This is a genomic window from Prevotellamassilia timonensis, from assembly GCF_900106785.1.
Classification (GTDB): Bacteria; Bacteroidota; Bacteroidia; order Bacteroidales; family Bacteroidaceae; genus Alloprevotella; species Alloprevotella timonensis.
Genome location: NZ_LT629843.1, coordinates 276,177 through 302,671, shown reverse-complemented (window position 1 = coordinate 302,671; position 26,495 = coordinate 276,177). Strand labels below are relative to the sequence as shown.

Below are 26,495 nucleotides of genomic sequence, written 5' to 3'. Positions count from 1 at the left end.
TAAAGTGGTGCAAAAAGCGTCGGCCTATCCCTCCACCAGCATGATAGCCTCGTCTTTCAGCTCGTCAGGCAGGTTAATGCCGCGCAGTTGCAGTGAGCGCAGCCAAGCCGCCACCTCGTCGGGGCGCATGGTTGTCATAACCTCCTCAAACTGCGCAGCCTCGTCGGGAGAGTAAGCGTTTGAGGCACGCCCCTTGTAGGCGTCAAGCTCCTCATCGTCAAAGTATTCAATGTCGGGAGCCAGCGCGTCGGCCATGAGCTGCTCCTTTTCGCACACAGCGTGTTTGCCGCAGCACCCCTCGGGGCGCTTGCGTATGTGGGGCATTTCGCTTATTTCGCCACGGCGCAGTTTGGCCTGCAGCGTGCGGTTGCGCAGCCAGCCGGCCACAAGGGCCACAAGGCAAAGGCCGAGGAGCGAGAGTAACAATATTTGCATGGTGATAATAAGTTGTTGAAGTTTCGGATTGAGTTCCGCAATAAAAGACGCTGCGAAGAAACGCAAGCACTAATGGGGGCGACGCGTCTCGCGTCGGGATAGAGATAAGAGTTAAATACGAGCGCTACTACTGCTAATACTAATAATAGCTGCATATCTTCCCGTGAGACGAGGCTGCAGGAAAATGCCCGACGCGAGACGCGTCGCCCCCATTAGTGCTAGCGTTTAGTGCTAGCGCTTAGTGGTAGCGTTGGGTGGTAGCTCTTGGTGGTAGTGTCTGATGCTTGAAGAAGCGCAAGCACTAATGGGAGCGACGCGTCTCGCGTCGGGAATTTTTCAGCAGCATCGTCTCGCGTCGGGGCATTTTTCTGCAGCCCCGTCACCCCGTCACCCCGTCAACCTAATCCTTCAAGGTCCTCCCAGTAGCGCGGGTAGCTCTTGCTCACCACCTCGGGGTTGGCTATCTGTACCCCCTCACACACCATGGAAGCCGGTGCAAAAGCCATGGCCATGCGGTGGTCGTGATAGGTAGCAATGGGTTGGCCGTTGTAGTGGGGCGTGCCATCGGCGTAGCTGTCAATGTAGAGCACATCGTCGGCCTCAATGCCCAGTGCAATGCCAAACTTGGCCAGTTCGGTTTGCAAGGCCGCCATGCGGTCAGTCTCCTTGATGCGCAGTGAGCGCAGTCCGCTAAATCTGAACGGGCGCCGCAGCATGGCACAGGTCACCACCAGCGTTTGCGCCAGGTCGGGCTGGCCAATCAGGTCAAGCTCATAAGTCTGGCCCTCGGGCAGCAGCGCGTCGGCACACTTTGTCAGCACCACAAGCTCGTGTTCAGTGTCGTAGGCCGTGTGCACACCCAGCGGCTCAAAGTAGCGGCTCACGGCACTGTCGCCCTGCAAGCTCTCCTTGTAGAGCCAGGGCAGTGTGATGGTGGCACCGGCATCGGGCGTGAGCGCCATCATCTCATACCAGTACGAGGCCGCGCTCCAGTCGCTCTCCACCGGGTATATCACATCGCTCAGGTAGGCGTGTGGTGCCACATGCAGCGTGTGCGCGTCAGTCCATTCAATGTCGGCCCCAAAGGTGCGCATCATGCTCACCGTCATGTTGATGTAGGGGCGCGATATGATGTCGCCCACAAGTTCGAGCGTAAGGCCCTGGGCCATGGTGGGCGCCACAAGCAGCAGGGCCGATATGTACTGCGAGCTCACGCTGGCGGGCAAACTGATGCGGCCGCCTTGCAAGCTGCGCCCCTTGACGTGGAGGGGTGGATAGCCCTCGTTGTCCACATAGCTGATGTCGGCCCCCAACTGCCGCAGAGCGTCAACAAGCACCTTGATGGGGCGTTGGCGCATGCGCTCAGTGCCGGTAATGGTGTGCTCCTCGCCACGGCAAATGGCAAAGTAGGCCGTCATAAAGCGCATGGCGGTGCCAGCGGCCATGATGTCCACCGTGGCAGGTCGTTGCGTCAGGGCACGCCACATCACATAGGTGTCGTCGCAGTTCGACATGCGCTCCACACTCGAGTCGGGGCCGCTCAGCGCGCAGAGCAGCAAGGCACGGTTGCTGATGCTCTTCGACGAGGGCAGATTGATGGTGGCCCGCAGCGTGGCAGGCAGATTGGGCGAATATGTGGTGGGTCCTTCCATAGTATCTTTATATATAATATATATGCGTGCGTGTTGGCAGAGCCGGGGGCGTGCGAATGGACTCAAGCACCAAACGCTACCTCTAATGGGGGCGACGCGTCCCGCGTCGGGAAAAGATGCAGCATTTGTTCATTGTTGTTGCTGTTCGGCGAAAAGTAAACATACGAACAGACTCAAGCACCAAACGCTACCTCTAATGGGGGCGACGCGTCTCGCGTCGGGAAAAGATGCAGCTATTATTTAGCAAAGTTCGCATTTTCCTCCGTTCTCCACCCCGACGCGGGACGCGTCGCCCCCATTAGTGCTTGCGTTTTCTTGCAGCGCGTTGAGGCCTTACCAGGTGGCAATGTCTCGTAAACCCATCGCCCCCTCGTCAACTAATCAATGGTAGCAAACACCGCAAAGTTACTCTTTTTGCCCCAAAATGCGGCAAAAAGACGCGGTAATTGCGGTTTTTACACAAAAAAATGCGGTAAAAGTTTGCAGGTTAAGAGGAAATGCGTACTTTTGCACTCGCAATTCGGGGTGTAGCTCAGCCCGGTTAGAGTACGCGTCTGGGGGGCGTGTGGTCGCTGGTTCGAATCCAGTCACCCCGACTTTGAATTGTACGGCAGTCAGTTGTTCACGCAGCTGACTGCTTTTTTTGTGTCAAGGCGCCAAGCAAAGCGGCCTGCGGTGAATGTACTCACCGCAGGCCGCTTTGGCGTAAGCCCCGTTACCACTAACTGCGCCTCGTAAACGGTTGCTGCGGATAAACCATCAGCACGTTGCGCGACGAAAAGTAACGCTCAATCTGGTCGGGCAGGCGGTCGAGGTAGTTGTGGAATGAGATGGTGCCGCGCCGCGCACACACAAACACCACCAGGTGGTCGGTGCGGGCGTTATGGGCCAGGGGCACAAGGTCGTTCCACGACCGGTACTCCGTGCCGAGCAAAGGCACCCCATTGTGCTTGCTGCCCACATAGTGCTCAACCGCCGTCAGCGTGTCGGCCGTAGAGTAGGCATTGATGCCACACGTAAGCTGGCGCGCAAGCAAGGCTATGCGGTCGAGCCAGCCCCCAAAGCCCTGTTCATACTCCGCCTTGGGCGGCACGAGCAACTGTATGCGCTGCATGGTGTTGAGCGGCATTGTGGCACGGAATATAAATATCTGGCGGTCGACGGCACCAAGCAGGTCGGTGCTCAACTTGCCATAAAAGGTGTCAGACAGGCGCTCCTTTTGGTGCAGTCCGAGCACAAGGTCGCTCACCGCACGCTCCTTGATGGTGTGCGATATGCCGCTCGCCACATTCACCGACCAGCGTTGGTACGTTTGTATGCGCATGTTGGTGGCAGCAGCCAGCTTAACCGCGTGTTCAAGCTGCTCCTCGCCCGACTGGCGCGCCGAGGGATTGTTGTCGAGCACCACATTGAGCGCTATGATGGGCGCCACCGAGTGCGGCGTGCGCAGCATGAGCGACAGGTCAACCAGCGCCTGCACCATCGAGGGGTTGTGCAGCGCCATGAGTATGCGGTCGGGAGCCTTGCCCGCCGGCTGGGCCACAACCGTAGTGACAGTGGCGGCCGAGCGTTGCGCCACAGCCACCTTGCGCGCCGTGTTCTCGGTAATGAGCGAGCTTACCACACACGTCACCAGTATGAGCACCATGGCCCCGTTCAGCACATCATCGCCAAGCAGACGGCTGCCGTCGGGCAGTATTATCTTGTAGCCCACAAGCACCACCGCCAGTGTGGCCGCAGCGCGCGAGCCGGTAAGACCAAACATCAGGCGGCGTTCGCCAAGGCTCATCTTAAAAGCCTTCTGTGTGACAAAACAAGCCAGCCACTTGCTGCCAAGCCCCACCGCCACCATGACGGCGGCCACCACTATGGCACCCTCGTGCTCAACCAGCGCACCAAGGTTGATGAGCATGCCCACACCTATCAAAAAGAAGGGTATGAACAAGGCATTGCCCACAAACTCGATGTGGCTCATCAGGGGCGACGAGGGCGGAATAAGCCTGTTGAGCACAAGGCCCACCAGGAAGGCACCCAATATGCCCTCCATGCCTACAAACTCCATCAGGCCCGCACCCAGAAACACCAGGCACAGCACAAACACATACTGCACCACGCTGTCGTCGTAGCGGCGGAAAAACCACCGCCCTATGCGCGGAAAGCTATATATGATTATGCCGCCAAGCGCCACCACCTTGACCAACAGCCACAGCCAGTAAAGCCCCGTCACGTGCTCCTTAAACACACCGCCCACCACGGCAAGCACCAGCAGCGTGAGCGTGTCGGCCACTATGGTGCCACCCACCGCTATGCTCACACTGTCGAGCCGCGACAGGCCGTAGCGCAGCACAATGGGGTAGGCTATCAGCGTGTGCGAGGCATACATGGCGGCCATCAGCACCGCAGCGGCCGCACCATAGCCTAACATCGAGTTGGCAGCATAACCAATGCCCATCGGTATGACAAAACTGAGCAAACCGAGCGTGGCGGCACGCCCCTTGATGCGCTGCACGTCCTGCAGGTTCATCTCGAGCGAGGCAAGGAACATGATGTAGTAAAGCCCCACCTTGCCAAACAGCTCAAAGCTGGTGTCGCGCTCAAGCACACCGAACCCGTGGGGGCCGATGAGCACGCCGGCAAATATCATGCCCACTATCGAGGGCACGCGCAACTTGTCGAGCAGCATGGGCGCAAAGAGTATGATGCCCAGCACAATGAGGAATATCCAGGTAGGGTCTGTTATCAAGGTCTGTAATTATTAGATTTGCCCAATAAAAGGCATAAAATGTGTGTATGATGCTGCAAAGTTGCGAAAAAAACCGCCATTTACTGCCAACTGACGCGCACAAATAGGACGGACTGACCAAAAATAGCAAAAAATGTTGTACATTTGCACACCTAACGTCGGCTGACGTTATGCAACCAATCATAAAACAGACAATTACAAAATGTAACATACCGCCCCGCTGTGCGGGTTGTGATGAAAGCAATAACCACAGTTTGGCGGCATAAAACACACCACAAGCAATATGAACGTAGCAATCGTTGGCGCAAGCGGCGCCGTAGGCCAAGAGTTTCTGCGCGTGCTGGCCGAGCGCGATTTCCCTATCGACAATTTGCTGCTCTTCGGCTCAACCCGTAGCGCAGGCACCAAATACACCTTCCGCGGCAAGGAGTACACTGTTAAACTCCTGCAGCACAACGACGACTTTAAGGACGTTGACATTGCCTTTACATCAGCCGGTGCCGGCACCTCAAAGGAGTTTGCCGCCGACATCACCAAGTATGGCGCCGTAATGATTGACAACTCTTCGGCCTTCCGCATGGACGACGAAGTGCCCCTCGTTGTGCCTGAGTGCAATGCCAAGGACGCCCTCACACGTCCGCGCGGCATCATTGCCAACCCCAACTGCACCACTATCATGATGGTGGTGGCACTGCAGGCCATCGAGAACCTGAGCCACATCAAGCGTGTGCACGTGGCCTCATACCAAGCCGCGAGCGGTGCTGGCCAGGCTGCCATGGACGAACTGGTGGAGCAGTACCGCCAGGTGTTGGCCGGACAGCCCGTCACCGTCAACAAGTTTGCCTACCAGCTGGCCTTCAACGTCATTCCACAAATCGACGTGTTCCAAGACAACGGTTACACCAAGGAGGAGATGAAGATGTATAACGAGACACGCAAAATCATGCACTCCGACGTGCTCACCTCAGCCACCTGTGTGCGTGTGCCCTCGCTCCGCTCTCACTCTGAGGCCATCTGGGTGGAGACAGAGCAACCCCTCGACATTGACACAGTAAAGCAGGCCATATCGGGTGGCGACGGTCTGGTACTGATGGACAATCCCGAAAAGAAGGAGTACCCCATGCCCCTCTTCCTGGCCGGCAAGGACCCCGTATATGTAGGTCGTATTCGCAAGGATCTGGCCAACCCCAACGGCCTCACCCTTTGGCTCGTGAGCGACCAGATACGCAAGGGTGCCGCCCTCAACGCCGTACAGATTGCCGAATACCTCATCAAGGTGGGCGATGTAAAGTAAAGATCGCTGTGTAAACATACTATCGGACTCAGCACCCAACGCAAGCTCTAATGGGGGCGACGCTATTGCACTCAAGCTCCCAACTCAAGCACTAATGGGGGCGACGCGTCCCGCGTCGGGAAAATGCAGCATTTATACACGAAACAAAGGCTCACAGACAACACTAATATCTCGCTTGTCTGTGAGCCTTTGTTTTAATGCCCGACGCGGGACGCGTCGCCCCCATTAGAGCTTGCGTTTTGTGGTAGCGTTTGGTGGAGGGCGCTAGCGTTTGTTGCTTGAAGAAACGCAAGCACTAATGGGGGCGACGCGTCTCGCGTCGGGGAAAGTGCAGCTATTATTTAGTAGAGCTTGTATTCTTTTCTTTCATTATCCCGACGCGAGACGCGTCGCCCCCATTAGTGCTTGCGTTTTGTGGTAGCGTTTGGTGGTGGAGGGTGCTAGCGTTTGTTGCTTGAAGAAACGCAAGCACTAATGGGGGCGACGCGTCTCGCGTCGGGGAAAGTGCAGCTATTATTTAGTAGAGCTTGTATTCTTTTCTTTTATTATCCCGACGCGAGACGCGTCGCCCCCATTAGAGCTTGCGTTTTGTGGTAGCGTTTTATGCACAACGGGAGAGCGTTTTCCTATAACGACAGAGCGGATTTTCAGTCAGATTAACTGAAAATCCGCTCTCCCGTTATTGAAAAAACGCTCTCCCGTAACTGATAAACCAATCCGCTGCTGCCGCTACTTGAGCGGCTCAACGTGGGTGGTGATGATGGTTTGCGGACCAAACTTGGCACGCAGGCGGGCCTCAATTTGACGTGTGGCGTGGTGCGCCTCCACCAGGGGGGTACTGCCGTCCATGCGGAAGTGTACGTCGATGGCGCGGTTGCTGCCTATGCGACGGGTGCGCAGATTGTGGGGCGCACTCACACCGGGCTGCTCGAGTATGGTGTTGATGATGAACGACTCGTCGGCTTCGGGCAACGACTTTTCAAGCAATTCCTGTATGCTGGGCACAAACAGTTGCACAGACACCTTGATGATGAACACGCTCACTACTACGGCGGCTATGGGGTCGAGCACACGCCACTCGGGTCCTAACACAATGGCGCCGCCTATGCCTACGGCGGTGCCTATGCTCGACAGGGCGTCGCTGCGGTGGTGCCAGGCGTTGGCTATGACGGCTTGCGACTCTACGCGGCGGCCTACGCGGGCGGTCCATTGGTAGATGAGCTCCTTGGACACTATTGAGAGGAGTGCGGCTACAAGGGCTATCATGCCGGGTTGGGCAAGTGTGTGGCCTTGGCACACGTGCACTATCTGGGTGGCGCCGCTCCACAGTATGCCTATGCCTACGGCCATGAGCATGAGGCCTATAAGGGTTGAGGCGAGGGTCTCGTATTTGCCGTGGCCAAAGTCGTGGTCGGCATCGCAGGGTTTGCCTGATATGCGCACAAAGAGTATGACCACTACGTCGGTAATGAAGTCGGAGAGTGAGTGTACGGCATCGGCTATCATGGCTGCACTGCCGCCTACTATGCCGGCTACAAATTTGAAAACGAGCAGCAAAAAGTTTACTACGCTGCCCCATAGCGTGACGCGGAATATTTGGCGCTCGCGCTGTTTTTCGGTTGTTGCGCTTGTCATTGTTGCATTAGGGGTGTGTTTGGGGTGGGGAGGCAAAAAAACTTTGCACCCACGCATTCTTTATTCACGGGTGCAAAGTTAATGTATTTATGGGTAGGGTGGTTGTGCGGACTGACGCTTTTTTAATGTGCTAATGTGTTACAATATGTTGTTAATATGCTAATGGGCTGATGCAGTAGCGTGGCTCGTTAATTGCTTAGCGCTGTAAAAAACGCAAGCACTAATGGGGGCGACGCGTCTCGCGTCGGGAAAATGCAGCATTTATACACGAAACAAAGGCTCACAGACAGCACTAATTACACGCTTGTCTGTGAGCCTTTGCTTTAATGCCCGACGCGAGACGCGTCGCCCCCATTAGAGGTAGCGTTTGGTGGTAGCGTTTGGTGGAGGGTGCTAGCGTTTGTTGCTTGAAGAAACGCAAGCACTAATGGGGGCGACGCGTCCCGCGTCGGGGAAAGTGCAGCTGTTATTTAGTAGAGTTTGTATTCTTTTCTTTCATTATCCCGACGCGGGACGCGTCGCCCCCATTAGTGCTTGCGTTTCTTTTACAGCGCTAAGTTAATCACCGTACCACCTTTCGGCCTTTGCTCGATATGTAGAGGCCCTTGGTGGGGCGTGCTACGCGTCGGCCGCTGAGGTCGTACCATTGTTCGGGGGTGGTGGCGGTGGTGATGGCGCCTATGCCGGTGGCAGTGTTGTCGACAGTTTCGGTGGGGCTGAAACTGAACCAGCAGCCGTTGTCGTCGAAGCGGTATTCGCCGTTGGTCTTTGAGCCGTAGCCCCAGTTGTAGAGCTTGTAGCCCTCTTTGGCTTTGGTCTGGTTGATTTCGGCATGGTTGGCATCGCTCACAAATATGAAATAGCCCGATTGTCCGCTGTCGAGCAGTTTCCAACCCGCTTCGGGCTGTGCGGCCACCGCGTTGAGGGCAGTGTTGTTGCTTGATGCGGGCGATATGTAAAGGCCGTCGTGGCGGTTGACAATGTCGAAGGTGCCGTCGGTGCGGTCTACAAATTTCCATTCCGAGGCTTGTGTGCTGGCGTCGGTCCGGCTTGTGACGGGCTGTCCCTCGCCCAGCGAGGTGGGGTAGTAGTTGGGGAAGCGTGCCGAGCTGAACTTGTAGTAGTGGCTCGTGGTGGCGTTGCTCAGCGTGGGACTGCCGTTGGGCTGAGGCTCGGGGCTGATTAGCTCGGTGTTGACGAGTTTGAAACTGTATTGGCAGCCGGCGTCGTCGGTGCGGTAGTCGTTAGGCTTGACGTTGGTGTTGTAACCCCAGTTGTATACGCTGAAGGGCGAGAATGTAGTTTGGTTGAATTGCGACGTGCCGCTAAATATGATAAAGTAGCCTTCGGTGTCGGCCTCCTTTATTTGCCAACCGGCTGTGGGCCGCTCCTTGGCCGTGTTGAGGGCCTTGTTGTTGGCTGAGGCGGGCGATATGTAGGTGCTGTCGGCACGGTTGATGATGTCGAAAGAGTTGGCGTTGTCGGTACGTGCCACGAACTTCCACTGCGATGCTTTGGTGGCGGTGGTGTTGCCCACGATGGGTTGTCCGGCACCCTGTGAGGTGGGGTAGCGGTTGCCGCGCAAGGGCGTGTTGAACTGGTACCAGTAGGCTATGCTGTCGTTGCTTGCCTTGGGGCGCGGGTCGGGTGTGGGGTCCTCGGTGAAGGGGTCGAGTGTGCGGTCGGGCGAGTAGGTGATGCCCTCGAGCGCATTCTTGCCCTCGGTGTCGGTCAGCACAAAGGTGTACTGCCACTTGTCGCGTGCGGTGCCGCCCGAGTTGGCGTGTGGCAGTTTTAGGAACACCTTGTTCCATCCCTCGTTAAGGTGAACCTTGACCACGGGGCGTGCGGTAAAGTTTTCGTTGGTCAGGCCCAGTGTAGTGTTGTCCTGCGGTATGTCCTTGTCGGGCTGTTGCCAGGTGGGTGCTGCAATCTCCTGCCCGTTGAGCCACACTTGCGAGCCGCGGCGGTCCCACTTGCCGGCCGGTGGCATCTTGTCTCTGCCCGAGCGCGAGTAGGTGTAGAACTCAATTTGCGCACCGGCGTCCTGTGCCACTGGCGAGTATACGTAGGTCCAAGCGTAGCACGTCTGGTTGTTGGCAGGATTGTTGAGCACGCCGCGCACGGTGCCGTGCCAGATGTGGCGCAGGTATACGCCGCCACCGGTCACTTGCTTGGCGGCATAGTCTGTGCCGTTGTAGCTGTAGGTGGTGGGCATCACGGCATCGAGTTTGGCGGCCTGTTCGGGCGGGAAAGCTTTGGTGGCGTCGCCGTCGTTGGGGAAAGGCTCAGTCAGGCGCCAGCGTATGTTGCTCTGCTTGACGTAGGGAATGGGCGCGCCTTGCAGCGAATGTGCTTTGTGAAACAGGAAGCGGCGCTCAAAGTCGGCAAACTCCTCGTACTCCTCGCCTGTGTTGGGCAGGCGGGTGCCGCCAGCCTCGATGTATTGCTTGCCGCCGCCAATCCAGCCGCGCTCGGCCGAGGCCAGCACGTTGGCGTATTGGTTGTTTTGGCGTATGATGTCGTCTTCGGTGGCCACTTTGGTGTCGTTCCATGCGGCTGATATGGTGCCGGCAATGTCGGGGTTGCCCTTGTCGGCATAGTAGATGTTGCTCTTGTAGATGCCCACGAGGTCGGCGTAGACGTCGAAGTGGTTGATGTAGTTGTAGCGGCAGTCGATGTTGGGCAGTCCCTTTACGGCAGTGCCACTCGTGGCCCACATTTGTGTCATGTCGGCTATGTCCTTGGTCACGGCTTTGTTGTTGAGCTTGTTCCAAAGCACCACTTTGCGGCCCAGCGTGTTGCGCACGAAGTCGGTCATCTCCTCGAGGAAGCCGTCCTTGATGGTCACTTCGTCGCCGCCAATGTGTATGTAGGGGGCTTTGGAAAATACCTCGGCGGCCTCTTTGAGTATGACTTTCAGAGCCTTTTTGCCCTCGTCGGTTTGCATGTCGAAGCCCATGGCGTTCTTGAACACGTCGCTGTGGCCCGGCATGTCAATTTCGGGTATGACGGTGATGCCGCGCTCGGCAGCATAAGCCTCCACCTCCTTGCACTGCTCCTGGGTGTAGTACTGGCCGGGGTAGCGCACACCCTTGGTGTAGCTGGTGAGTTGCGGGTAGGCTTTTACCTCGAAACGCCAGCCTATCTTTTCGGTCAGATGCCAGTGAAACACGTTCACCTTGAAACGGGCGTAGAGGTCGATCTCCTTTTTCAACTCGTCGACCGAAAGGAATGAGCGGCCTACGTCCTGCATCCAGCCACGCACCTTGAAGGCGGGCCAGTCGGTCATGCTGAGGGCCTCGAGGGCGGCGGGTGCGCCCGTGTCGGTGTAGCCCTCGGCCAGTTGTTGCAGCGTCTGTGCGGCACGTATCACGCCGGTGGGGCTTGCAGCGGTGATGTTGATGGCGTTGGCGGTGATGCTAAGCTTGTAGCCCTCGTTGGGGAAGTTGGCCACCTCGTAGTCGTAGGCGCCCTCGATGGCATTGGCCAGGGTGACGGTGACTGTGGCGGCAGCGCTCTCGCCCGCGGCGGCAATGGTGCAGCCGTTGGCGGTGAAAAAGTTCTTGAGATAGGTGCAGCCGGTGGGGTCGGTGATGGCCACGGTGCGCTGCAGGGCAAACGGTGCGGCCCCGGCAGTGAGCTCAATTTGGTGTGGACGGGGCAGGAGGTCGCCCACCTTGGCATTGGCGTTGAGGGCCAGCAGGCTGCCGCTGGCTATGGCAAGTGTGTAGAGAAGGTGTTTCATGCAGTAAGCAGGTTGTGTGTCGGTGTTGTCAGTATTATAGATATGTGCGGTGGTTAACGGGCGCGGGCGCAGCGGGCAAAAAGGCTCGCTGCGTTTGGCTCTCCCTCCGATGTGCAAAGGTACGGGCTTTTGGTTGGAGTGCAAGGCTTTGGCGGTATGTTATGTAACATATATTGTGACAGCGGGCGGGGGCTGCGGGCGGGTGCGTTGGCATGGCTTTTGCTACAATAAAAAAGCCTTGCGGCCGGGGCACGTGGCTCCTGCTGCAAGGCTTTGGTTGGTAAAATCAAAAGCGGAATGTGTGGCTACCCTTGCTTGACGCTGTCGGGCAGTATGGGCATGGCGCCCGGCTGGGTGCACACGTAGGCACTCACCTTGACGGCGCGGGCATGGGCCTGGCGCACGGGCATGCCCTCGATGAGCGATGCTACAAGAGTGCCGGTAAATGAGTCGCCTGCACCGATGGTGTCGCTCACCTCAACGCGCGGTGTCTCCATGAACGAGGTGCCGCCCAGTGGGCAGTCGGGGGTGGCGGGGGTGAATATGTAGCTGCCGTTCTCGCCACAGGTGAGTATGACCATGTCGAGGTGGTAGTCGGTGAGCAGGGTGCGGCACTTGGCCTCGAGGTCGGTGCCTTGCAACCCAAACATGCGGGCCACTACCACGAGTTCCTCGTCGTTGATTTTAAGCACATTGGCGCGCTCTAACGACTCGGTGATGACCTCGCGGGTGTAGAAGTTCTGGCGCAGGTTGATGTCGAATATCTTGTACTGGCCGGGGCCGTCGGGCACGGTGTCGACAAAGCGCAGAATGCTCTGGCGCGACACTTCGCTGCGCTGTGCAAGCGAACCCCAGCACACGGCACGCGTTTGGCGCGCCATGGCCTCCATTTCGGGGGTGAAGGGTATGTTGTCCCAAGCCACATTGTCGGGGAAGGTGTAGTGGGCCACGCCGCTCTCGTCAATCTCGGCTATGACGGTGCCTGTTGGCTGGGGCAGCGAGGGCATGATAGCCTCGAGGTGGCGTTCGGCAAACACGTTGCGTGTTTCGGTGGCCAGCGCGTCGCTGCCTATGGCCGACACTACGCGCACGGGCAGACCAAATTGTGATACGTGAAAGGCGAAGTTGGCGGGTGCACCGCCTATTTGCTTGCCTGTGGGCAGCACGTCCCACAGCACTTCGCCGAGTCCTATTACATATTGTTGCATGGTGATATGGTTGTTGAGGTAAGTAGATTATGCTTTAATGCGGGTGGTGTAATATACAAGGTAGAGCACGGCGGCGGCCATTACGGCTACGGCGCCCCACTGGCTGGCCACGGCGTCGCTGGCATAGCCCATGGCGAGGGGGAACACGGTGCCACCGAAGAGGCCCATGATCATCAGGCCCGAAACCTCGTTCTGCTTGTCGGGGCAGGCTTTAAGGGCTTGGGCAAAGGTGATGGGGAAGATGTTGGAGTTGCCAAAACCTACGAGGGCAATGCACACGTAGAGGGCCGTTCGTGAGTGCAGCGTGAGGAAGCCTGCCATGGCTACTGCCATCAGCGCTACGCTCAGCGCAAAGAATGTGCGCTCGCTCACCTTGCGCAGAATGAATGCGCCGAGGAAGCAGCCCGCCGTGCGGAATATGAAGTAGAGGCTCGTGGCAAATCCGGCTTCGGTGAGTGTGAGGCCAAGGTGCTCCTGCAGGAGTTTGGGCGCTGTGGTGTTGGTGCCCACATCGATGCCCACGTGGCACATGATGGCCACAAAGCAGAGCAGCACAAAGGGGTTGGCCAGCAAGGCAAAGCAGGCCTTGAAACCCGAGGCGCGGTTGGCCGGGGCCTCGTCAACACGGCTGGCACCAAGCGCCAGGGTGGCTATGATGGCAATGGTCATGTAGATGGGGAAGAGTACACGCCAACCCAGCCCGAAGGCGTTTTGGCTGGCACCCCATGCGGCGATGATGGGGGCGAGGAACGAGGCTATGGCCTTGACAAACTGGCCAAAGGTGAGCACGCTCGACAGGTTGCCGCCCGTCACCACATTGCTCAGCAGGGGGTTGAGCGATGTTTGCATGATGGCGTTGCCAATGCCGAGGAGCGAGAATGACACGAGCATCAGTGTGTAGCCCTCGCCAAACAGGGGCATGAGCAATGATGCAAAGGTTACTATGAGACTCAGCACCACTGTGCGGCGGCGCCCAATCTTGTTCATGAGCACACCGGTCGGCACGCTGAATATAAGGAACCAGAAGAATACGAGCGAGGGAAATAGGTTGGCCTCGGTGTCACTCAGCCCGAGGTCTGCTTTTACGTAGTTGGAAGCGATGCCGACAAGGTCGACAAAGCCCATGGCAAAGAAGCAGAGCATGATGATGCCCAATATGATAGATTTCTGTTTCATGAGATGAGAGATTGTTGGGGGAAGGAATGGGGCAGAATTTAGAGGACAAGGAGGTTAAAAGGCTCAGCCGCGGGCCACCGAATGGCCTGTGGCAGCCCTTTTAACCTCCAAGTTCTAAAGCTTTATAGCCAGCCTACTTGATGTTGTAGGCTTTGGCATTTGCCACCTTGCCGCCAAAGAAGCGGAGCTGGTTGTATGGTTCGTTGGGGAATACGAGGTTGGTCATGGCAATGCGGCCACCGTCCACAAAGAGTTCAACTGACGACTTGTCGACAAATATTTGCACGTGGTGCGTGTCGGCCTTGACGGGCACGGGGGCCCAGGTGCCAAGGGCAAAGGCATTGTGGTAGTTGACAGTCACCTCTTTGTAGCGTTTCAAGCTTTGTGCATTGTCGAGCTGGTGCGGTTCCACCTTGTTGCCAAACTCGGTAATGCCGCTCTCGGCACGGTCCATCACAAAGCGCTGTGCCTTGACATCGTAATAGATGCTCACCTTTTCGCCCTTGGCGTTGGCAATTTCTACGCCACACTTGTCGGCTGTGCCAGCCTGGAGGTCGAAGTCGAGTTCAAAGGCGCCCTCGTTGTCAATTTTGGCCTGCTTTTCGCCCTCAAACGAGCCCAGGTCGGTAGCCTTGTTGCGCAGGGCCTCAGTTTCCTTGACCGGTGCAGCGCTCACCAGTTGCTCGCCGTTGTCGGCCGTGTAGAGCTTGAGCTCGCGCGGCAGTGCGTTTTGTGAGCGGAACTGCTGTGTGGGCGTGAGGTTGGCATACTGCCAGTTGCTCATCCATGGCATGGCAATGATGCGTCCCGGTGTGTTGGAGTAGGTCACTGTGGCATAGTGGTCCTTGCCCCAGTCGAGCCACTTCACATCGTTGGGTGCGGTGTCGCACGTAAACTTGTGGCCGTCAAACTGGCCTACAAAGTACATGGTGCCGCTGCCGCCGTATGCAAAGCCCGGATTGATGTTGACAATCATCACCCACTTTTTGTGCTGTGCGTTGCCGTCAACTGCCATCTCGAAAAAGTCGGGACACTCAAACTGGTTGGGCTGCGGGCCGTAACCGGCGCCCCACTCGCTCATGTAGCTCCACTTTTTAAGGTCTTTCGATTCGTAGAAACGCATGTTCTTGTCGGCGCTCACAATCATCACCCATTTGTTTTGCGGTGCATACCAGAACACCTTCGGGTCGCGGAAATTCTCCAGCCCGTCGAAGGGTGTAAGCACGGGGTTGCCCTCGTATTTAGTGTAAGTGCGACCGTTGTCGAGGCTGTAGGCTATGCACTGCTGCTGGCGCTGGTGGTTGCCGGGCAGATTCTTGTGCGAGGTGTAGAAAGCAATGATAGCGTCCTTGCCAAAGCCTGCCGTATTGTTGTGGTCAACCACGCACGAGCCCGAGAATATGTGGCCCATGGTGTCGCGTGCAATAGCCGGCTGCTCGTGTGTCCAGTGCACGAGGTCCTTCGACACCGAGTGTCCCCAGTGCATGTTGCCCCACTTTGAGCCATAAGGGTTGTACTGGAAGTAGAGGTGGTACTCACCGTCCTTGTACACCAGTCCGTTAGCGTCATTCATCCAGCCATACGCAGGTGTGTGGTGGTAGATGGGGCGGAACTTTTCGCGGTTGGCAGTGTCAAAAGTGTCGGCCAGCTCAATGTGTTTCCAAGCCACGGCGTTGCGTGCCAGGTTCTTGATAACGAGCGAGTCCTTTTCGGCCCCGGCGTGCAGTGGGAAGGGCACTGTGTAGTCCACCTTGTTCACGGCCAGACGTACGTCCATCGGGGTGCCGTTGAGCATTACTTGTGCTTCGGGCTGCTCCTCCTCGATGGGCAGAATAGCGTATTTGGGAGCATGGTTGATATTTACTATGGTGAGTGTGTCGCTTGGCTGGTTGAGTGTGAACGAGCCGTTGCTTGAGGCGCACGATGCCGCAAGGGCGGCGCCCATGATGATAGATGCAGAAAGATATTTCATGATGAGGTATGTGTTAGAAGTTAATTTTAGCAGCAAATTCTACAGTGAAGGGGCGGATATACGAGCCCGCCATCCATGCGCCGTTGTACTGTGCGGCCTGCTCCTTGTCCACCAGTTCGGCACCGGCAATAGAGCCCTTGGCACCCGTCTGGTTCAGGAAGTTGATAACCGTGCAGCCCAGTTGCACGTGGCGGTTCACCTTCCAGTCAACACCGCCAAACGTCTCCCATCGTCCGTTAAAGTAGTAAGCGTTCTTGATGTTGGCGTAGGTCTTTGAGAAGTAGCGGAATGAAGCCCACACCCTCAGGGCGTCGCCCAGGAAAGTATAGCTCGGGTCGAGTTCGACAAGCACCTTAGGAATTTCCGTCACAATGTTGCCAGTGGCATTGATGCCGCTCACCGTGCCATCGCTGAAGGTCACGCTCGTTTCATACTTCTTGTAAGTAGGCTTTTGATAAGTGAACAAGAAGTGGAACTCAAAGCCCTTGAAGGGTTTCACCACAGCGTCGGTAGTCCAGCCCAGCGTCTTGATGTCGTAAGTCAGTGCCGAGGCCTTGATGTCCGACGGGTTGTTGGGGTTGATAAGGTTGAGCGTAGAGTTATTGTTCGACTTGGCAATGTATGAGAAGAGCGAAGTGAGGCTCAACCACTTGTTGTTGTAGTAGATACCAGCGCGTCCGAGCGGAATGGCTATTTTGCCCACGTTAGGCAATTCGGCCGGTGCAAAGGAGTTCATGGCCGGGCGCTGCGTGTTGTAAGTAAAGTCGCCCGTAAGGCCAAACTCGTGTGTAATCTTGTAAGTCAGCGCTGCGGTGTACACCTGGTTCAGCCAGTCATAGCTGTAGTCGGCAGGTGCTATCACGGTGCCGTCGGCAGCGGTGGCACCCAGGTGGTAGTTGGCAAAGCGTCCCACATATTTGCCGTCGGCATTGCGCACGGCAGCGTTTACGCCCTTAGAGCGTTGCCACTCCAGGCGTGCGCCATAGTAGAGGTTGAGTTTCGGAGTCACGTCCCAGTCGTGTGTGGCATACACGGCCAGTTTGTTCTCATCACCCTTGTAGTATTCCGAAGCGTTCTGGTTAAAGTTGTAGTAAGCCGTAGAGCCGTAATACTTCTTCTCGGCCAGGGCAGCAGGGTGATACAGCAGTTCGGGCGTGTCCTGCACCGTGTGGTCATACATCGTGGTGCACGAGGCATAATTGTTGTGATAGTGCCATTGGTCAATGCCCACGCGCCACGTCATGTTCGACAGCTTACGTTTCAGTTCCGACGTCAGGAAGGTTTCGTCAATGCGTCCGCGGTTAAAGCACGACATACGGCTCTGCATGTGTCCGGCATAGGGCGAGAGCGTGCCGTCTGCCCCCTTGGTGTAATAGCCGTCAGCAGTCTGCACCTCGCTCAGCGACATCGGCGTCTGATACAGGTAAGAGCCCAGTGCGTGGTCATACTTAAAGCGCACGTCCCACTCCAGCCCGTTGTCCCAGCGGTAATTGTTGAGCAGTGTTATCTGGTTGCCGCGGCTTGCGGTAGCATCGTACAGCGAGATAGTCTTCACCTCGCCTGTGCGCATGTCCATGTAGGGAATAGTGCTCACGTTGGGCAGGTACGAAGTCGTGCCGAGCTTGAAGCCCGGAATTTCACTCACCGAGCCGTCGCCATTATATATAAAAGGCGCGCCGGTAGTGGCATTCGACAGCCAGTGTGAGTTAGAGTAGTGGTAAACGGCCGACAGGCGTCCGCGTCCCTCGTTGTAGAGCTTGGTAAGAGCAAACTTATATATCTCCGTGCGGTCCTGGTACTGTGCAAAGCGCAGCTTGAACGAGCCCGGGTCAAAGTTCTGATACACGCTGCCCGAGTAGAACCACCCCTTGCCCAAGGCACCGTTGAGGTTGAAGTCGAACTGCTGTTTGCCAAAGTGGTTGGCGTTGTAGTTAAGCGTGCCGTTAAACATCTTGGTCTTGTCCGTACCAAGTTGGTCAAACGAGTTCACGGCATAGCCAATGTTACCGGTAGTGATAGCCGTCTCCGAAATTTTGAGCAGGCCGGAGTGACTCAGCGAGCCGTCGCCGCGCCAGTGCGTGTTCACATTGTGCGGGTTAGAGTTAAACACAACGGGCAGCCCGTTTTCGAGCACATTCACATCGCCGCCCGGCAGTCCGATTGAAATTTCGCGTGGTCCGTTGGCCGATGCTGCGTTAAGCATCACATTGCGGTTGCCCTCCTCTTTATTGCCCTTTGCGGCCACCGAGTCGGCGGCTTCGGGTGTTTGCGCCAAAGCGCCCGCGCTAACGGCTGCCAACATGGTGATGAGGCTTGCGCGGTGTAACCGTAGTTTATTAGCGTACATGGTAAAAATAGTGTGTGTAGAAAGGTTTGTACTGCTTGCCGGGCTTGTAACATTTGTGTCATGCCACCCGGCGTTTGATGTTGCAAAACTACTGATACACACTACCCTTGTGCAAATATAAATGTTGCATCGGTGGCAACAAATGTTGCATCGCAACAAAATTGTAACCTAATGCAACATTTGTGCTGATGCTTGCTGCTAAAAACATGTTTTGCAGCATACACTTTGCAAAATGTACGCAGAAATGTAAAGCAGTGTGTGCAAAAAACGTGCCAACAGTGCTTTGCGCAAACATTGTCGTTACTGTGCAAAACACTCCCTCTGAGTGTTAATGAAATTTGCAAGCCGCGAAAAGTATGACCCCCTTGGCACACGTCGGCCCAAAAATAGCTAATTTTGTAGCTCAGCCGCGCATACTATATATATAGGGTGGTTCTAAAAATTCTGTTTTTAGAGTTCTGCAATTCTGAAAATGTGATTTGCACGCTCTCGAAAGCGTATTCTTGAAAGTTTGTTCGGTCACATAGCCCGCTATGCTCCCTCACAAACTTTCAAGAATACACTTCCGATAGCGCACAAATCCCTATTTCAGAATTATTAGAACCACCCTATAAGGAGTGCCCATGCGCGTGCCATTACTTAACTGAAGTTTCGGATTTACTTAACTCAACCAACACAAAAACTACCCCCGATGCAAGTAGCTTTATTCATACCCTGCTACGTCAACGCCGTATTCCCCGAAGTAGGCATGGCCTCGCTCCACCTGCTTCAGCAGTTAGGCGTCGATGTGGTGTACCCCGAGCGTCAAACCTGTTGCGGCCAGCCAATGGGCAATGCCGGATTTGAGGACGAGGCCGCCGGCCTGGCGCGCCACTTCGAAGAGGTGTTTGCCGGCTACGACTACGTGGTGGGCCCGTCGGCCTCATGCGTGGCGTTTGTGCGCGACCACTACGGTCGCCTGCTGCCCGACCACCAGTGTCACAGCCAGCAGCACGTGTACGAAATATGCGAGTTCGTACACGACGTCGTACGCCCCACCAGTCTCAACGTCAGTTTCCCCCACAAAGTCAGTTTGCAAAACAGCTGCCACGGCGTGCGCCTGCTCGGCCTGTCGTCGCCCTCAGAGCGCAACGTGCCCTATGTCAACAAGCTGCGCGACCTGCTCGGCCTGGTGCGCGACATCGAGGTGGTCGAGCCCGAGCGCCGCGACGAGTGCTGCGGCTTTGGCGGCATGTTTGCCGTTGAGGAGCACGCCGTGTCGGGCCAGATGGGCCGCGACAAGGTGATGCGCCACGTGGCCACCGGCGCCGAGTACATAGTAGGGGCCGACTGCTCGTGCCTCATGCACCAAAACGGCATCATAGCCCGCGAGGGGCTCAACATCAAGACGCTGCACATAGCACAAATACTTTCAGGAAATGTCTAAACACGCACAACAAGCCAAACAATTTCTGCGCAACAAGAAGCAAGCCGCCTGGCACGACGAAACCCTGTGGCTTGTGCGCGAAAAACGTGACCGCATGGCCCACCAGGTGCCCGAATGGGAGCAGCTGCGCGAGGCCGCACACCAGCTCAAGCAATACAGCAACTCCCACCTCGACACCCTGCTCACCCAGTTCGAGTCCAACGCCACACGCAACGGCGCCATCGTACACTGGGCCAAGGACGCCGCCGAGTACTGCCAGATAGTAGAGCAAATACTCCGCGACCACAACGTCAAGCACTTGGTCAAGAGCAAGTCGATGCTGGCCGAGGAGTGCGGGCTCAACCCCTACCTCGAGTCGCATGGCATCGAGGTGCTCGAGAGCGACCTTGGCGAGCGCATACTGCAAATGCTGCACCGCAAACCCGTGCACATCGTGTTGCCCGCCATAGCAGTGAAAAAAGAGGAGATAGGCGAACTCTTCACCCGCGAGATGGAAGGTTGCGAACCCGGCAACTGCGACCAAACCTACCTCACCCATGTGGCACGCCGCAACCTGCGCCGCAAGTTTATCGAGGCCGAAGCCGCCATGACCGGTGCCAACTTTGCAGTGGCCGACACCGGCGAGTGTGTGGTGTGCACCAACGAGGGCAATGCCGACATGGGCACCTCGCTCTGCACCAAGCGCCTGCAAATAACCGCTTTCGGACTCGAAAAGATAGTACCCAGCCGCCAGGCCCTCGGCGTGTTCACCCGCCTGTTGGCCCGTTCGGCCACCGGCCAGCCCTCCACCACCTACACCTCACACTACCGTTCGCCCCGCCAGGGCGGCGAGCTGCACATCATCATCGTCGACAACGGCCGCAGCCGTCTGCTCGCCAACCCCGCCCATCGCCAGGTGCTCAACTGCCTGCGCTGTGGCGCCTGCATGAACACCTGCCCCGTTTACCGCCGTTCGGGCGGCTACTCCTACACCTACTTCATTCCCGGTCCCATAGGCATCAACTTAGGCATGGTGGCCGACCCCGTCAAGTACAAGGACAACGTGTCGGCTTGCTCGCTGTGCTACTCGTGCCAAAACGTGTGCCCGGCCAAAGTCGACCTGGCCGACCAAATATACCGCTGGCGCCAGCAGCTGCGCGACACAGGCTCTGAGAGCAAGGGCAAGCACCTTGTGAGCCGCGGCATGAAGCTCATGTTTGAGCACCCCGCCCTCTACCACACCGCCCTGCGCTTTGCGCCGCTGGCCAACCACATTCCACACTTCATGGTTGAAAATGCCCTCAACGCCTGGGGCGCCGAGCGCGAGATGCCACAGTTCAAGGGCAAGACTTTTGAGGATTTGTACCACGCCGAAACCAAACAACGTCATGACAAGTAGCAAACAAACCATATTGGAGTCAATACGCTCCCACACCACCGAGCAATTTGCGTGTCCCGACCTCACTGCCCTCGAGGCATCGGCCGTCAGCTATCCCGACCCCGTGGCGCAGTTCAAGGCATCGCTTGCCGCAGCCGGCGGCCGTGCCTTCGAGCTGGCTCCCGGCCAGAGTGTCGGCCAACTTGTGGCCAATCTCTACCCCCAGGCAACCCGTGTGGCCAACACGGTGGCCAACCTCAGCGGTGCTGAGGCTCTGCCCGGCCAGCCCTTCAACCCCGACACCGTCGAGCAGCCCGGCCAGCTCAACGGCACCGATGTGGCCATCATAGCCTCGGGCCTCGGTGTGGCCGAGAATGCCTGTTGCTGGATAGCCGACACGGTGCGCCACCGCGCCATCTACTTCATAGCCGAAGCCTTGGTCATTGTGCTCAGCAAGCATCATATTGTGAGCAACATGCACCAGGCCTACCACCAGTTGCCCGACCCCACGGCAGCCCCCTTTGGCTGTTTCATCTCAGGCCCTTCCAAGACGGCCGACATTGAGCAGGCCCTTGTGTTTGGCGCCCATGGCGCACGCGAGGTGACGGTGATCATTACAGATGCTCGCTGACGCACGACAGTGGTGCGAAATGATATACTTTTAATATTGTAGTCCGGTAAAACGTGGATACGCGAACGGACTCAAGCGCCAAACGCAACCTCTAATGGGGGCGACGCGTCTCGCGTCGGGCATAAAGGCAAAGGCTCACAGACAGGCATGTAATTAGTGCTGTCTGTGAGCCTTTATTTATGGCCTTTTTCTCCGACGCGAGACGAGACTGCTGAAAAATGCCCCGACGCGAGACGCGTCGCCCCCATTAGAGCTTGCGTTTGGCGCTTGTGTCCGTTCGCCTGTTTAAGGGTGACCGAAAAACCTGTTACGGGAGGTAGAAAAAACAGTTGCGGGAGACAGAGATTTTCGTCGGATAAACGAAAATTTCTGTCTCCCGCAACCGTTTCGCCCTCCCGGCTCCGGCCATGCGCCGCCCTGCGGCACCCCCATTGGCGCTTGCGTTATCAACGCAGATGCGCCACACACACCAGGGCAGCACCACGCGCCATGCACAAATTCCCGAGGTGAGCAAACTATCACCAATGTTGCATAAATAGCGCATATATATGCGTTTTGTGACAAAATGATATATTAAAAGCAAGTTTATGCGCACTTTTGTGCGGCAGAATATCCATTATTTCGTAATTTTGCAGCATGTAACAAACGCATTATCAGCATTTTATATTAAGAGTTACAATTACCAGGATAACAAACTACACAAAAACAATAATTCAATTCATTACATGAGGAAAATCTTATTCGTGTGCCTTGCCGGGGCAGCACTTGCCGTGCCGGTATGCGCACAAACGCAGACTGCCAAGCCTACGTACAAGACCTTCAAGTACGAGGACGGCGCCATCATGAACGCCATGTCCGACAACGGTCAGTGGGGCGCCTTCAGCGCACAGGCCGAGGACGGCGCGTCAACCACCGTGTACAGCATTGGTGCACGCCTGGTAAACCTTGGCACCACCGCGAGCCTGTCGCTCACCGACGGGCTGCTGGCCGACACCGTAAAGTCGAGTGCCGCACTCGATGTGACCAACGACGGCAACATGGTGGTGGGTGCGCTCAACAGCAAGCCCGCCTACTACACGGTCGACAGCAAGGCATGGCACTTTGTAAAGTACAACGGTCTGGGTGGCACCATCAGTTCGGTCACCCCCGACGGCCGCTATGCCGTGGGTACCGTTTACCCCAGCGACAATGAGTACGAAGAAAAACCCGCCCTGTGGAACCTTGCCACCGGCGACACCATTGCCACCGCCAATCTGCCACAAAAGGACATGTCGCACGCCAACATGGGCCAGAACCGCTTTGTAAGCATCTCGGCCGATGGCAAGACCGTGCTCGGCTGCATGTCGTTCTCATACCTGCCCTCGGGCGACAACCCCGGCGGCTGCTTCTATTATGTGTACAACGTAGACAAGCAGAGCTACAAGGTGATAGGCTTTACCGAGAGCGACACCGACGACTGGACACCCAAGGCCAACAACCTGCTCTTCATATCGGGCGCACTGCTCAGCAACAACGGCAAGTATGTGACCGGTTCGGCCTACTATCTGGACAAGAACGGCAGCAGCTCTGCCGCCGAAGCCGCCGACGAGTTTACCTGCCCCTTTAAGTACGATGTAGAGAAGGACGAGTTCACCTTCTACAGCGACACCTACAGCCAGGCCTACGCCGGCTATGCCGTTGACAACAATGGTGAGGTGTATGCCGCAGGTCCCGACGGCAATCCCTACCGCGACTTTGGTGTGCGTTCGGGCAACTACTGGGTGAACTTTACCCAGGGTTTGAAGCAGCACTACAACTTCGACGTGCTGAAGAAACTGGGCTTTGACAACTCGGGCACCCCCGTGGCCATCAGCGACGACTCACGCACCATCGGCGTGCTGGCAGGTTCGGCCGACAGCTATGTCATCACCCTGCCCGAACCCTTCTCCAACATTGCCGCCACCACCAACCTGCTGAGCGCATACACAGCCAGCCCGGCTGCCGGCAGCACCTTTGCCAAGCTCACCACCATGAAGCTCACCTTTACGCGCACCGTGCAGACACTCATGCAGGCCAACAAGATTGAGGTGCACGACATTGTGGGTGGAGGTGCTACCGTGGCCAAGGCATTTGGTTTCCAGACCGATGCCGCCGACCCTTACAGCGTAAACATCAGTTTCCGCAACGCCAACCTGGCCAACGATGGCATGCCCTACGAAATTGTAATTCCCGCCAAGGCCATCAGCATCAAGGGCGACGCCACACGCTACAACGACGAGATACGCATCACCTACAACGGCCGTGCCAATGTGCCGCTCGAGGTAATGACCACATCGCCCAAGGAGGGCAGCGCACTGGGCAAGATTGATGCCTCGACCAGCCCTGTGACATTCAATTTCGATGCCGAGGTAAAGCTTGCCGGCGACTCTCCCCGCGCACAGCTCTACCAAAAGGGCCTCAATACCCCCGTGGCCAGCTTGCTGCTCGGTGCCGACGGTTCAAAACTCTACGCTTATCCCGCCACCCAGCAGAACCTGCTCAAGGACGTTGACTACCAGATTGTGCTGCCTGCCGGCGTGGTGACCGACATCACCGGCAATGCCGCATCGGCCAACAAAGCCGACACCCTCAATCTGCGTGGTGCCTACGAGCGCGAAATATCATACGACAGCAACATACTCTACAGCGAGAACTTTGACAACGGTGTGGGCAACGTGATGCTTTACGACGGCGACACCAATACCCCCGATGCCGAAAGCAAGGGCTTTAACTTCAATGCAGCAGGCAATGCCTATGCGTGGGTGCCCGTGCGCGACGACAACGGCACCACTGGCTATTCGGCAGCATCAACCTCGCTCTACACCCCCGAGGGCACGAGCGACGACTGGTTGGTAACACCGCAAATTAACGTGATGGACAAGCTCTGCACCCTCACCTTCAAGAGCCAGAGCTACCGCAAGGCAGCCCATGACAGCCTCAAGGTGGTGGTGTGGCCCTGCGACAACATCTACTCAGCCCTCAACGACGAAATAGTGGACCGCATGAAGCGCGAGGGCACCGTGGTATACTTTGAGCGCGAGTCGGCCGGCAAGAGCGAGGCCAAGCTCAACGGCGACTGGAAGGAGAACACCATCAGCCTTGAACAGTTTGCCGGCAAAAACGTGTACATAGCCTTTGTCAACCAAAACGAGGCTCAGAGCTTCGTGTTCATCGACGACGTACAGGTAACACACGACCTGCCCTTCTTTGCAGCCTTCGACACCGAAGATGCCGTAGTGGGCAAGACCTCGGCCAAAATCAAGGGCAGCATTGTCATTAACGACAGCACAACCTACAACACCCTGCACCTCACCCTCAAGGACGGCCAGGGCAAGGTGGTGGACGAGATTGACGAAACCGGGCTCAGCCTGGCCAAGGGCGACAAGCACGCCTTCAGCTTTGCCAAGGCACTGCCCCTCACCATCGGTACGGTTAACCGTTACAGCGTCGACTTCAAGCTGGGCGACAAGGAGAACACCGTGAGCAAGAGCATCAGCAACCTGAGCTTTGAGCCCGTCAAGCGTGTCACCCTCGAGGAGTTTACCGGCATGGGCTGCACCAACTGCCCGCTCGGCATACTTGGCATTGACAATTTGCACAAGACCTATGGCGACCTGTTCATTCCCATGGCCCTGCACTGCTACACGGGCGACCAGTTGGGCGCTGGCGTAACAAGCTATGCAGCCTACCTCAACCTTACCGCAGCGCCCTCGGGCTGCATTCAGCGTGGCGACATCACTTATCCTATCACACAGGACAAGACCACGGGCAAGTACAGCTTTACGCCCGGCGACAACACCACCTACGATGTGACATGGCAGAGCGAGGTGCAGAAGCAGCTTGCCACACCGGCCCCGGCCGAGGTCACTGCCACTTGCGAGCTTGCTGCCAACGGCAAGAGCCTCAAGGTGCCCGTGAGCGTGAAGTATGCGCTCAACGCCACCGACCTCAACCTCAAGGTGTTTGCCGCAGTGCTCGAAGATGGCCTTGTGGGCTATCAGTCAAACGGCTTCTCGTCAGTGTCCGACCCCGTAATAGGTGAGTGGGGTGCAGGCGGCAAGTATGGCATGGCCACCGTTACGCCTTACACCTTCGACCACGTGGTGCGCGGTTTCTATGGCGAAACCTTCACCGGTACACCCGAACTGCTGCCCGCCACCATCGAGGCTGGCAAGCCTTGTGTCACCACCCTCACCATACCTGTGCCCGATGTAGTGGAGAACCCCGCTGCCACCAGCGTGGTGGTGATGCTCTTCGACGGCAATACCGACAAGCTTATCAACGCCTACCATGCCAAGCAGGGTGAAACCCCTGACGGCATAGACGATGTGCTGAACGACAACACTACGGCCGCTGTAAGCGTGACGGCTGCTGCGGGACGCGTGGTAGTGACCTCGGCACTCGATGCACGTGTGCAGGTGTACACCATCGACGGCCGTATGGCCGCCCAGGCTGCCGGCAAGGGTGTCATCACCCTCACGCCTGCTGCCACGGGCATGGCCATTGTGCGTGTGAGCACCGCCAATGGCGTAGTGACCAAAAAGGTTATACTTTAACATATAGTTAGCGGGGCGGCACAAGCGCACTATTGCTTGGGTTGCCCCGCTAACGGCTAATACAGCATATTTGGTTGACGGGTTGACAGGTAAGTTCGTCAAGCACGTTTGTAGTTAAGCGAAGCTGCTGAAAAATGCCCGACGCGGGACGCGTCGCCCCCATTAGTGCTTGCGTTTCTTCAACCATCAAACACTACCACCAAACGCTACCACTAAGCGCTACCCCTAAACGCTAGCTCTAATGGGGGCGACGCGTCCCGCGTCGGTTTTTTCAGCAGCCTCCAAGCACGTTTGTTG

Annotated in this window: 14 protein-coding genes and 1 tRNA gene; 6 read left to right on the top strand and 9 right to left on the bottom strand. The window is 57.0% G+C overall.

Translation table 11 applies throughout. The annotated features are described in order from the left end of the window. Positions 1–24 precede the first annotated feature (24 nt). Together BQ5453_RS05245 and BQ5453_RS05240 are read right to left on the bottom strand one after the other, a co-directional pair. Complete coding sequence (locus BQ5453_RS05245; protein ID WP_071122405.1) at positions 25–435, bottom strand: phospholipase; 411 nt, start codon at positions 433–435, stop codon at positions 25–27. A gap of 395 nt (positions 436–830) precedes the next feature. Next, positions 831–2,087: a 3-phosphoshikimate 1-carboxyvinyltransferase gene (locus BQ5453_RS05240; RefSeq protein ID WP_071122404.1), complete on the bottom strand. Its 1,257-nt coding sequence runs from the start codon at positions 2,085–2,087 to the stop codon at positions 831–833. A gap of 521 nt (positions 2,088–2,608) precedes the next feature. Between BQ5453_RS05240 and BQ5453_RS05235 the strand changes: the two genes are divergently transcribed. Continuing rightward, positions 2,609–2,683 (top strand) — tRNA-Pro (locus BQ5453_RS05235). 125 nt (positions 2,684–2,808) lie between these two features. Here BQ5453_RS05235 and BQ5453_RS05230 read toward each other — a convergent pair. Then, on the bottom strand, positions 2,809–4,830 hold the full coding sequence (locus tag BQ5453_RS05230) for a cation:proton antiporter (protein WP_235860035.1): 2,022 nt from the start codon (positions 4,828–4,830) through the stop codon (positions 2,809–2,811). A gap of 283 nt (positions 4,831–5,113) precedes the next feature. Between BQ5453_RS05230 and BQ5453_RS05225 the strand changes: the two genes are divergently transcribed. Next, a complete protein-coding gene (locus tag BQ5453_RS05225; protein WP_071122403.1) occupies positions 5,114–6,124 on the top strand; it encodes an aspartate-semialdehyde dehydrogenase in 1,011 nt (336 codons plus the stop codon). A gap of 729 nt (positions 6,125–6,853) precedes the next feature. Here the strand turns inward: BQ5453_RS05225 and BQ5453_RS05220 are convergent. The 6 genes from BQ5453_RS05220 to BQ5453_RS05195 all read right to left on the bottom strand — a co-directional run bounded on the left by BQ5453_RS05220 (position 6,854) and on the right by BQ5453_RS05195 (position 18,210). Then, the gene (locus tag BQ5453_RS05220) at positions 6,854–7,759 is read right to left on the bottom strand and encodes a cation diffusion facilitator family transporter (protein ID WP_071122402.1); all 906 of its coding nucleotides are present in this window, start codon (positions 7,757–7,759) and stop codon (positions 6,854–6,856) included. A 562-nt stretch (positions 7,760–8,321) separates the two neighbouring features. Then, positions 8,322–11,507 carry a family 20 glycosylhydrolase gene (locus BQ5453_RS05215; RefSeq protein WP_143033301.1) on the bottom strand — a complete coding sequence of 1,062 codons (3,186 nt, stop codon included), beginning with the start codon at positions 11,505–11,507 and terminating at the stop codon, positions 8,322–8,324. A gap of 305 nt (positions 11,508–11,812) precedes the next feature. Continuing rightward, a complete protein-coding gene (locus BQ5453_RS05210; protein ID WP_071122400.1) occupies positions 11,813–12,715 on the bottom strand; it encodes a carbohydrate kinase family protein in 903 nt (300 codons plus the stop codon). Between the two features lie 27 nt (positions 12,716–12,742). Continuing rightward, entirely contained in the window at positions 12,743–13,891 is a 1,149-nt protein-coding gene (locus tag BQ5453_RS05205; RefSeq protein ID WP_071122399.1) for an MFS transporter, read from the bottom strand. Positions 13,892–14,024: 133 nt separating this feature from the next. Next, a complete protein-coding gene (locus tag BQ5453_RS05200; protein ID WP_071122398.1) occupies positions 14,025–15,863 on the bottom strand; it encodes a glycoside hydrolase family 32 protein in 1,839 nt (612 codons plus the stop codon). A gap of 13 nt (positions 15,864–15,876) precedes the next feature. Beyond that, positions 15,877–18,210 carry a TonB-dependent receptor gene (locus BQ5453_RS05195; RefSeq protein WP_071122397.1) on the bottom strand — a complete coding sequence of 778 codons (2,334 nt, stop codon included), beginning with the start codon at positions 18,208–18,210 and terminating at the stop codon, positions 15,877–15,879. Between the two features lie 691 nt (positions 18,211–18,901). Here BQ5453_RS05195 and BQ5453_RS05185 point away from each other — a divergent pair. The 4 genes from BQ5453_RS05185 (at position 18,902) to BQ5453_RS05170 (ending at position 26,198) form a co-directional block, all read left to right on the top strand. Next, positions 18,902–19,636: a (Fe-S)-binding protein gene (locus BQ5453_RS05185; protein WP_071122395.1), complete on the top strand. Its 735-nt coding sequence runs from the start codon at positions 18,902–18,904 to the stop codon at positions 19,634–19,636. Continuing rightward, the gene (locus BQ5453_RS05180) at positions 19,629–21,014 is read left to right on the top strand and encodes a lactate utilization protein B (RefSeq protein WP_071122394.1); all 1,386 of its coding nucleotides are present in this window, start codon (positions 19,629–19,631) and stop codon (positions 21,012–21,014) included. Before BQ5453_RS05185 ends, BQ5453_RS05180 begins: the two co-directional genes overlap by 8 nt. After that, entirely contained in the window at positions 21,004–21,624 is a 621-nt protein-coding gene (locus BQ5453_RS05175) for a LutC/YkgG family protein (RefSeq protein ID WP_071122393.1), read from the top strand. The genes BQ5453_RS05180 and BQ5453_RS05175 overlap by 11 nt, the downstream gene beginning before the upstream one ends. Before the next feature lie 725 nt (positions 21,625–22,349). Further along, the gene (locus tag BQ5453_RS05170) at positions 22,350–26,198 is read left to right on the top strand and encodes a choice-of-anchor J domain-containing protein (RefSeq protein WP_161942400.1); all 3,849 of its coding nucleotides are present in this window, start codon (positions 22,350–22,352) and stop codon (positions 26,196–26,198) included. The last annotated feature ends 297 nt before the right edge of the window (positions 26,199–26,495 follow it).

Coding starts and splice junctions, on each gene's coding strand:
- BQ5453_RS05245 (WP_071122405.1), bottom strand. CDS start 435: ATGCAAATATTGTTACTCTCGCTCCTCGGCCTTTGCCTTGTGGCCCTT.
- BQ5453_RS05240 (WP_071122404.1), bottom strand. CDS start 2,087: ATGGAAGGACCCACCACATATTCGCCCAATCTGCCTGCCACGCTGCGG.
- BQ5453_RS05225 (WP_071122403.1), top strand. CDS start 5,114: ATGAACGTAGCAATCGTTGGCGCAAGCGGCGCCGTAGGCCAAGAGTTT.
- BQ5453_RS05220 (WP_071122402.1), bottom strand. CDS start 7,759: ATGACAAGCGCAACAACCGAAAAACAGCGCGAGCGCCAAATATTCCGC.
- BQ5453_RS05215 (WP_143033301.1), bottom strand. CDS start 11,507: ATGAAACACCTTCTCTACACACTTGCCATAGCCAGCGGCAGCCTGCTG.
- BQ5453_RS05210 (WP_071122400.1), bottom strand. CDS start 12,715: ATGCAACAATATGTAATAGGACTCGGCGAAGTGCTGTGGGACGTGCTG.
- BQ5453_RS05205 (WP_071122399.1), bottom strand. CDS start 13,891: ATGAAACAGAAATCTATCATATTGGGCATCATCATGCTCTGCTTCTTT.
- BQ5453_RS05200 (WP_071122398.1), bottom strand. CDS start 15,863: ATGAAATATCTTTCTGCATCTATCATCATGGGCGCCGCCCTTGCGGCA.
- BQ5453_RS05195 (WP_071122397.1), bottom strand. CDS start 18,210: ATGTACGCTAATAAACTACGGTTACACCGCGCAAGCCTCATCACCATG.
- BQ5453_RS05185 (WP_071122395.1), top strand. CDS start 18,902: ATGCAAGTAGCTTTATTCATACCCTGCTACGTCAACGCCGTATTCCCC.
- BQ5453_RS05180 (WP_071122394.1), top strand. CDS start 19,629: ATGTCTAAACACGCACAACAAGCCAAACAATTTCTGCGCAACAAGAAG.
- BQ5453_RS05175 (WP_071122393.1), top strand. CDS start 21,004: ATGACAAGTAGCAAACAAACCATATTGGAGTCAATACGCTCCCACACC.
- BQ5453_RS05170 (WP_161942400.1), top strand. CDS start 22,350: ATGAGGAAAATCTTATTCGTGTGCCTTGCCGGGGCAGCACTTGCCGTG.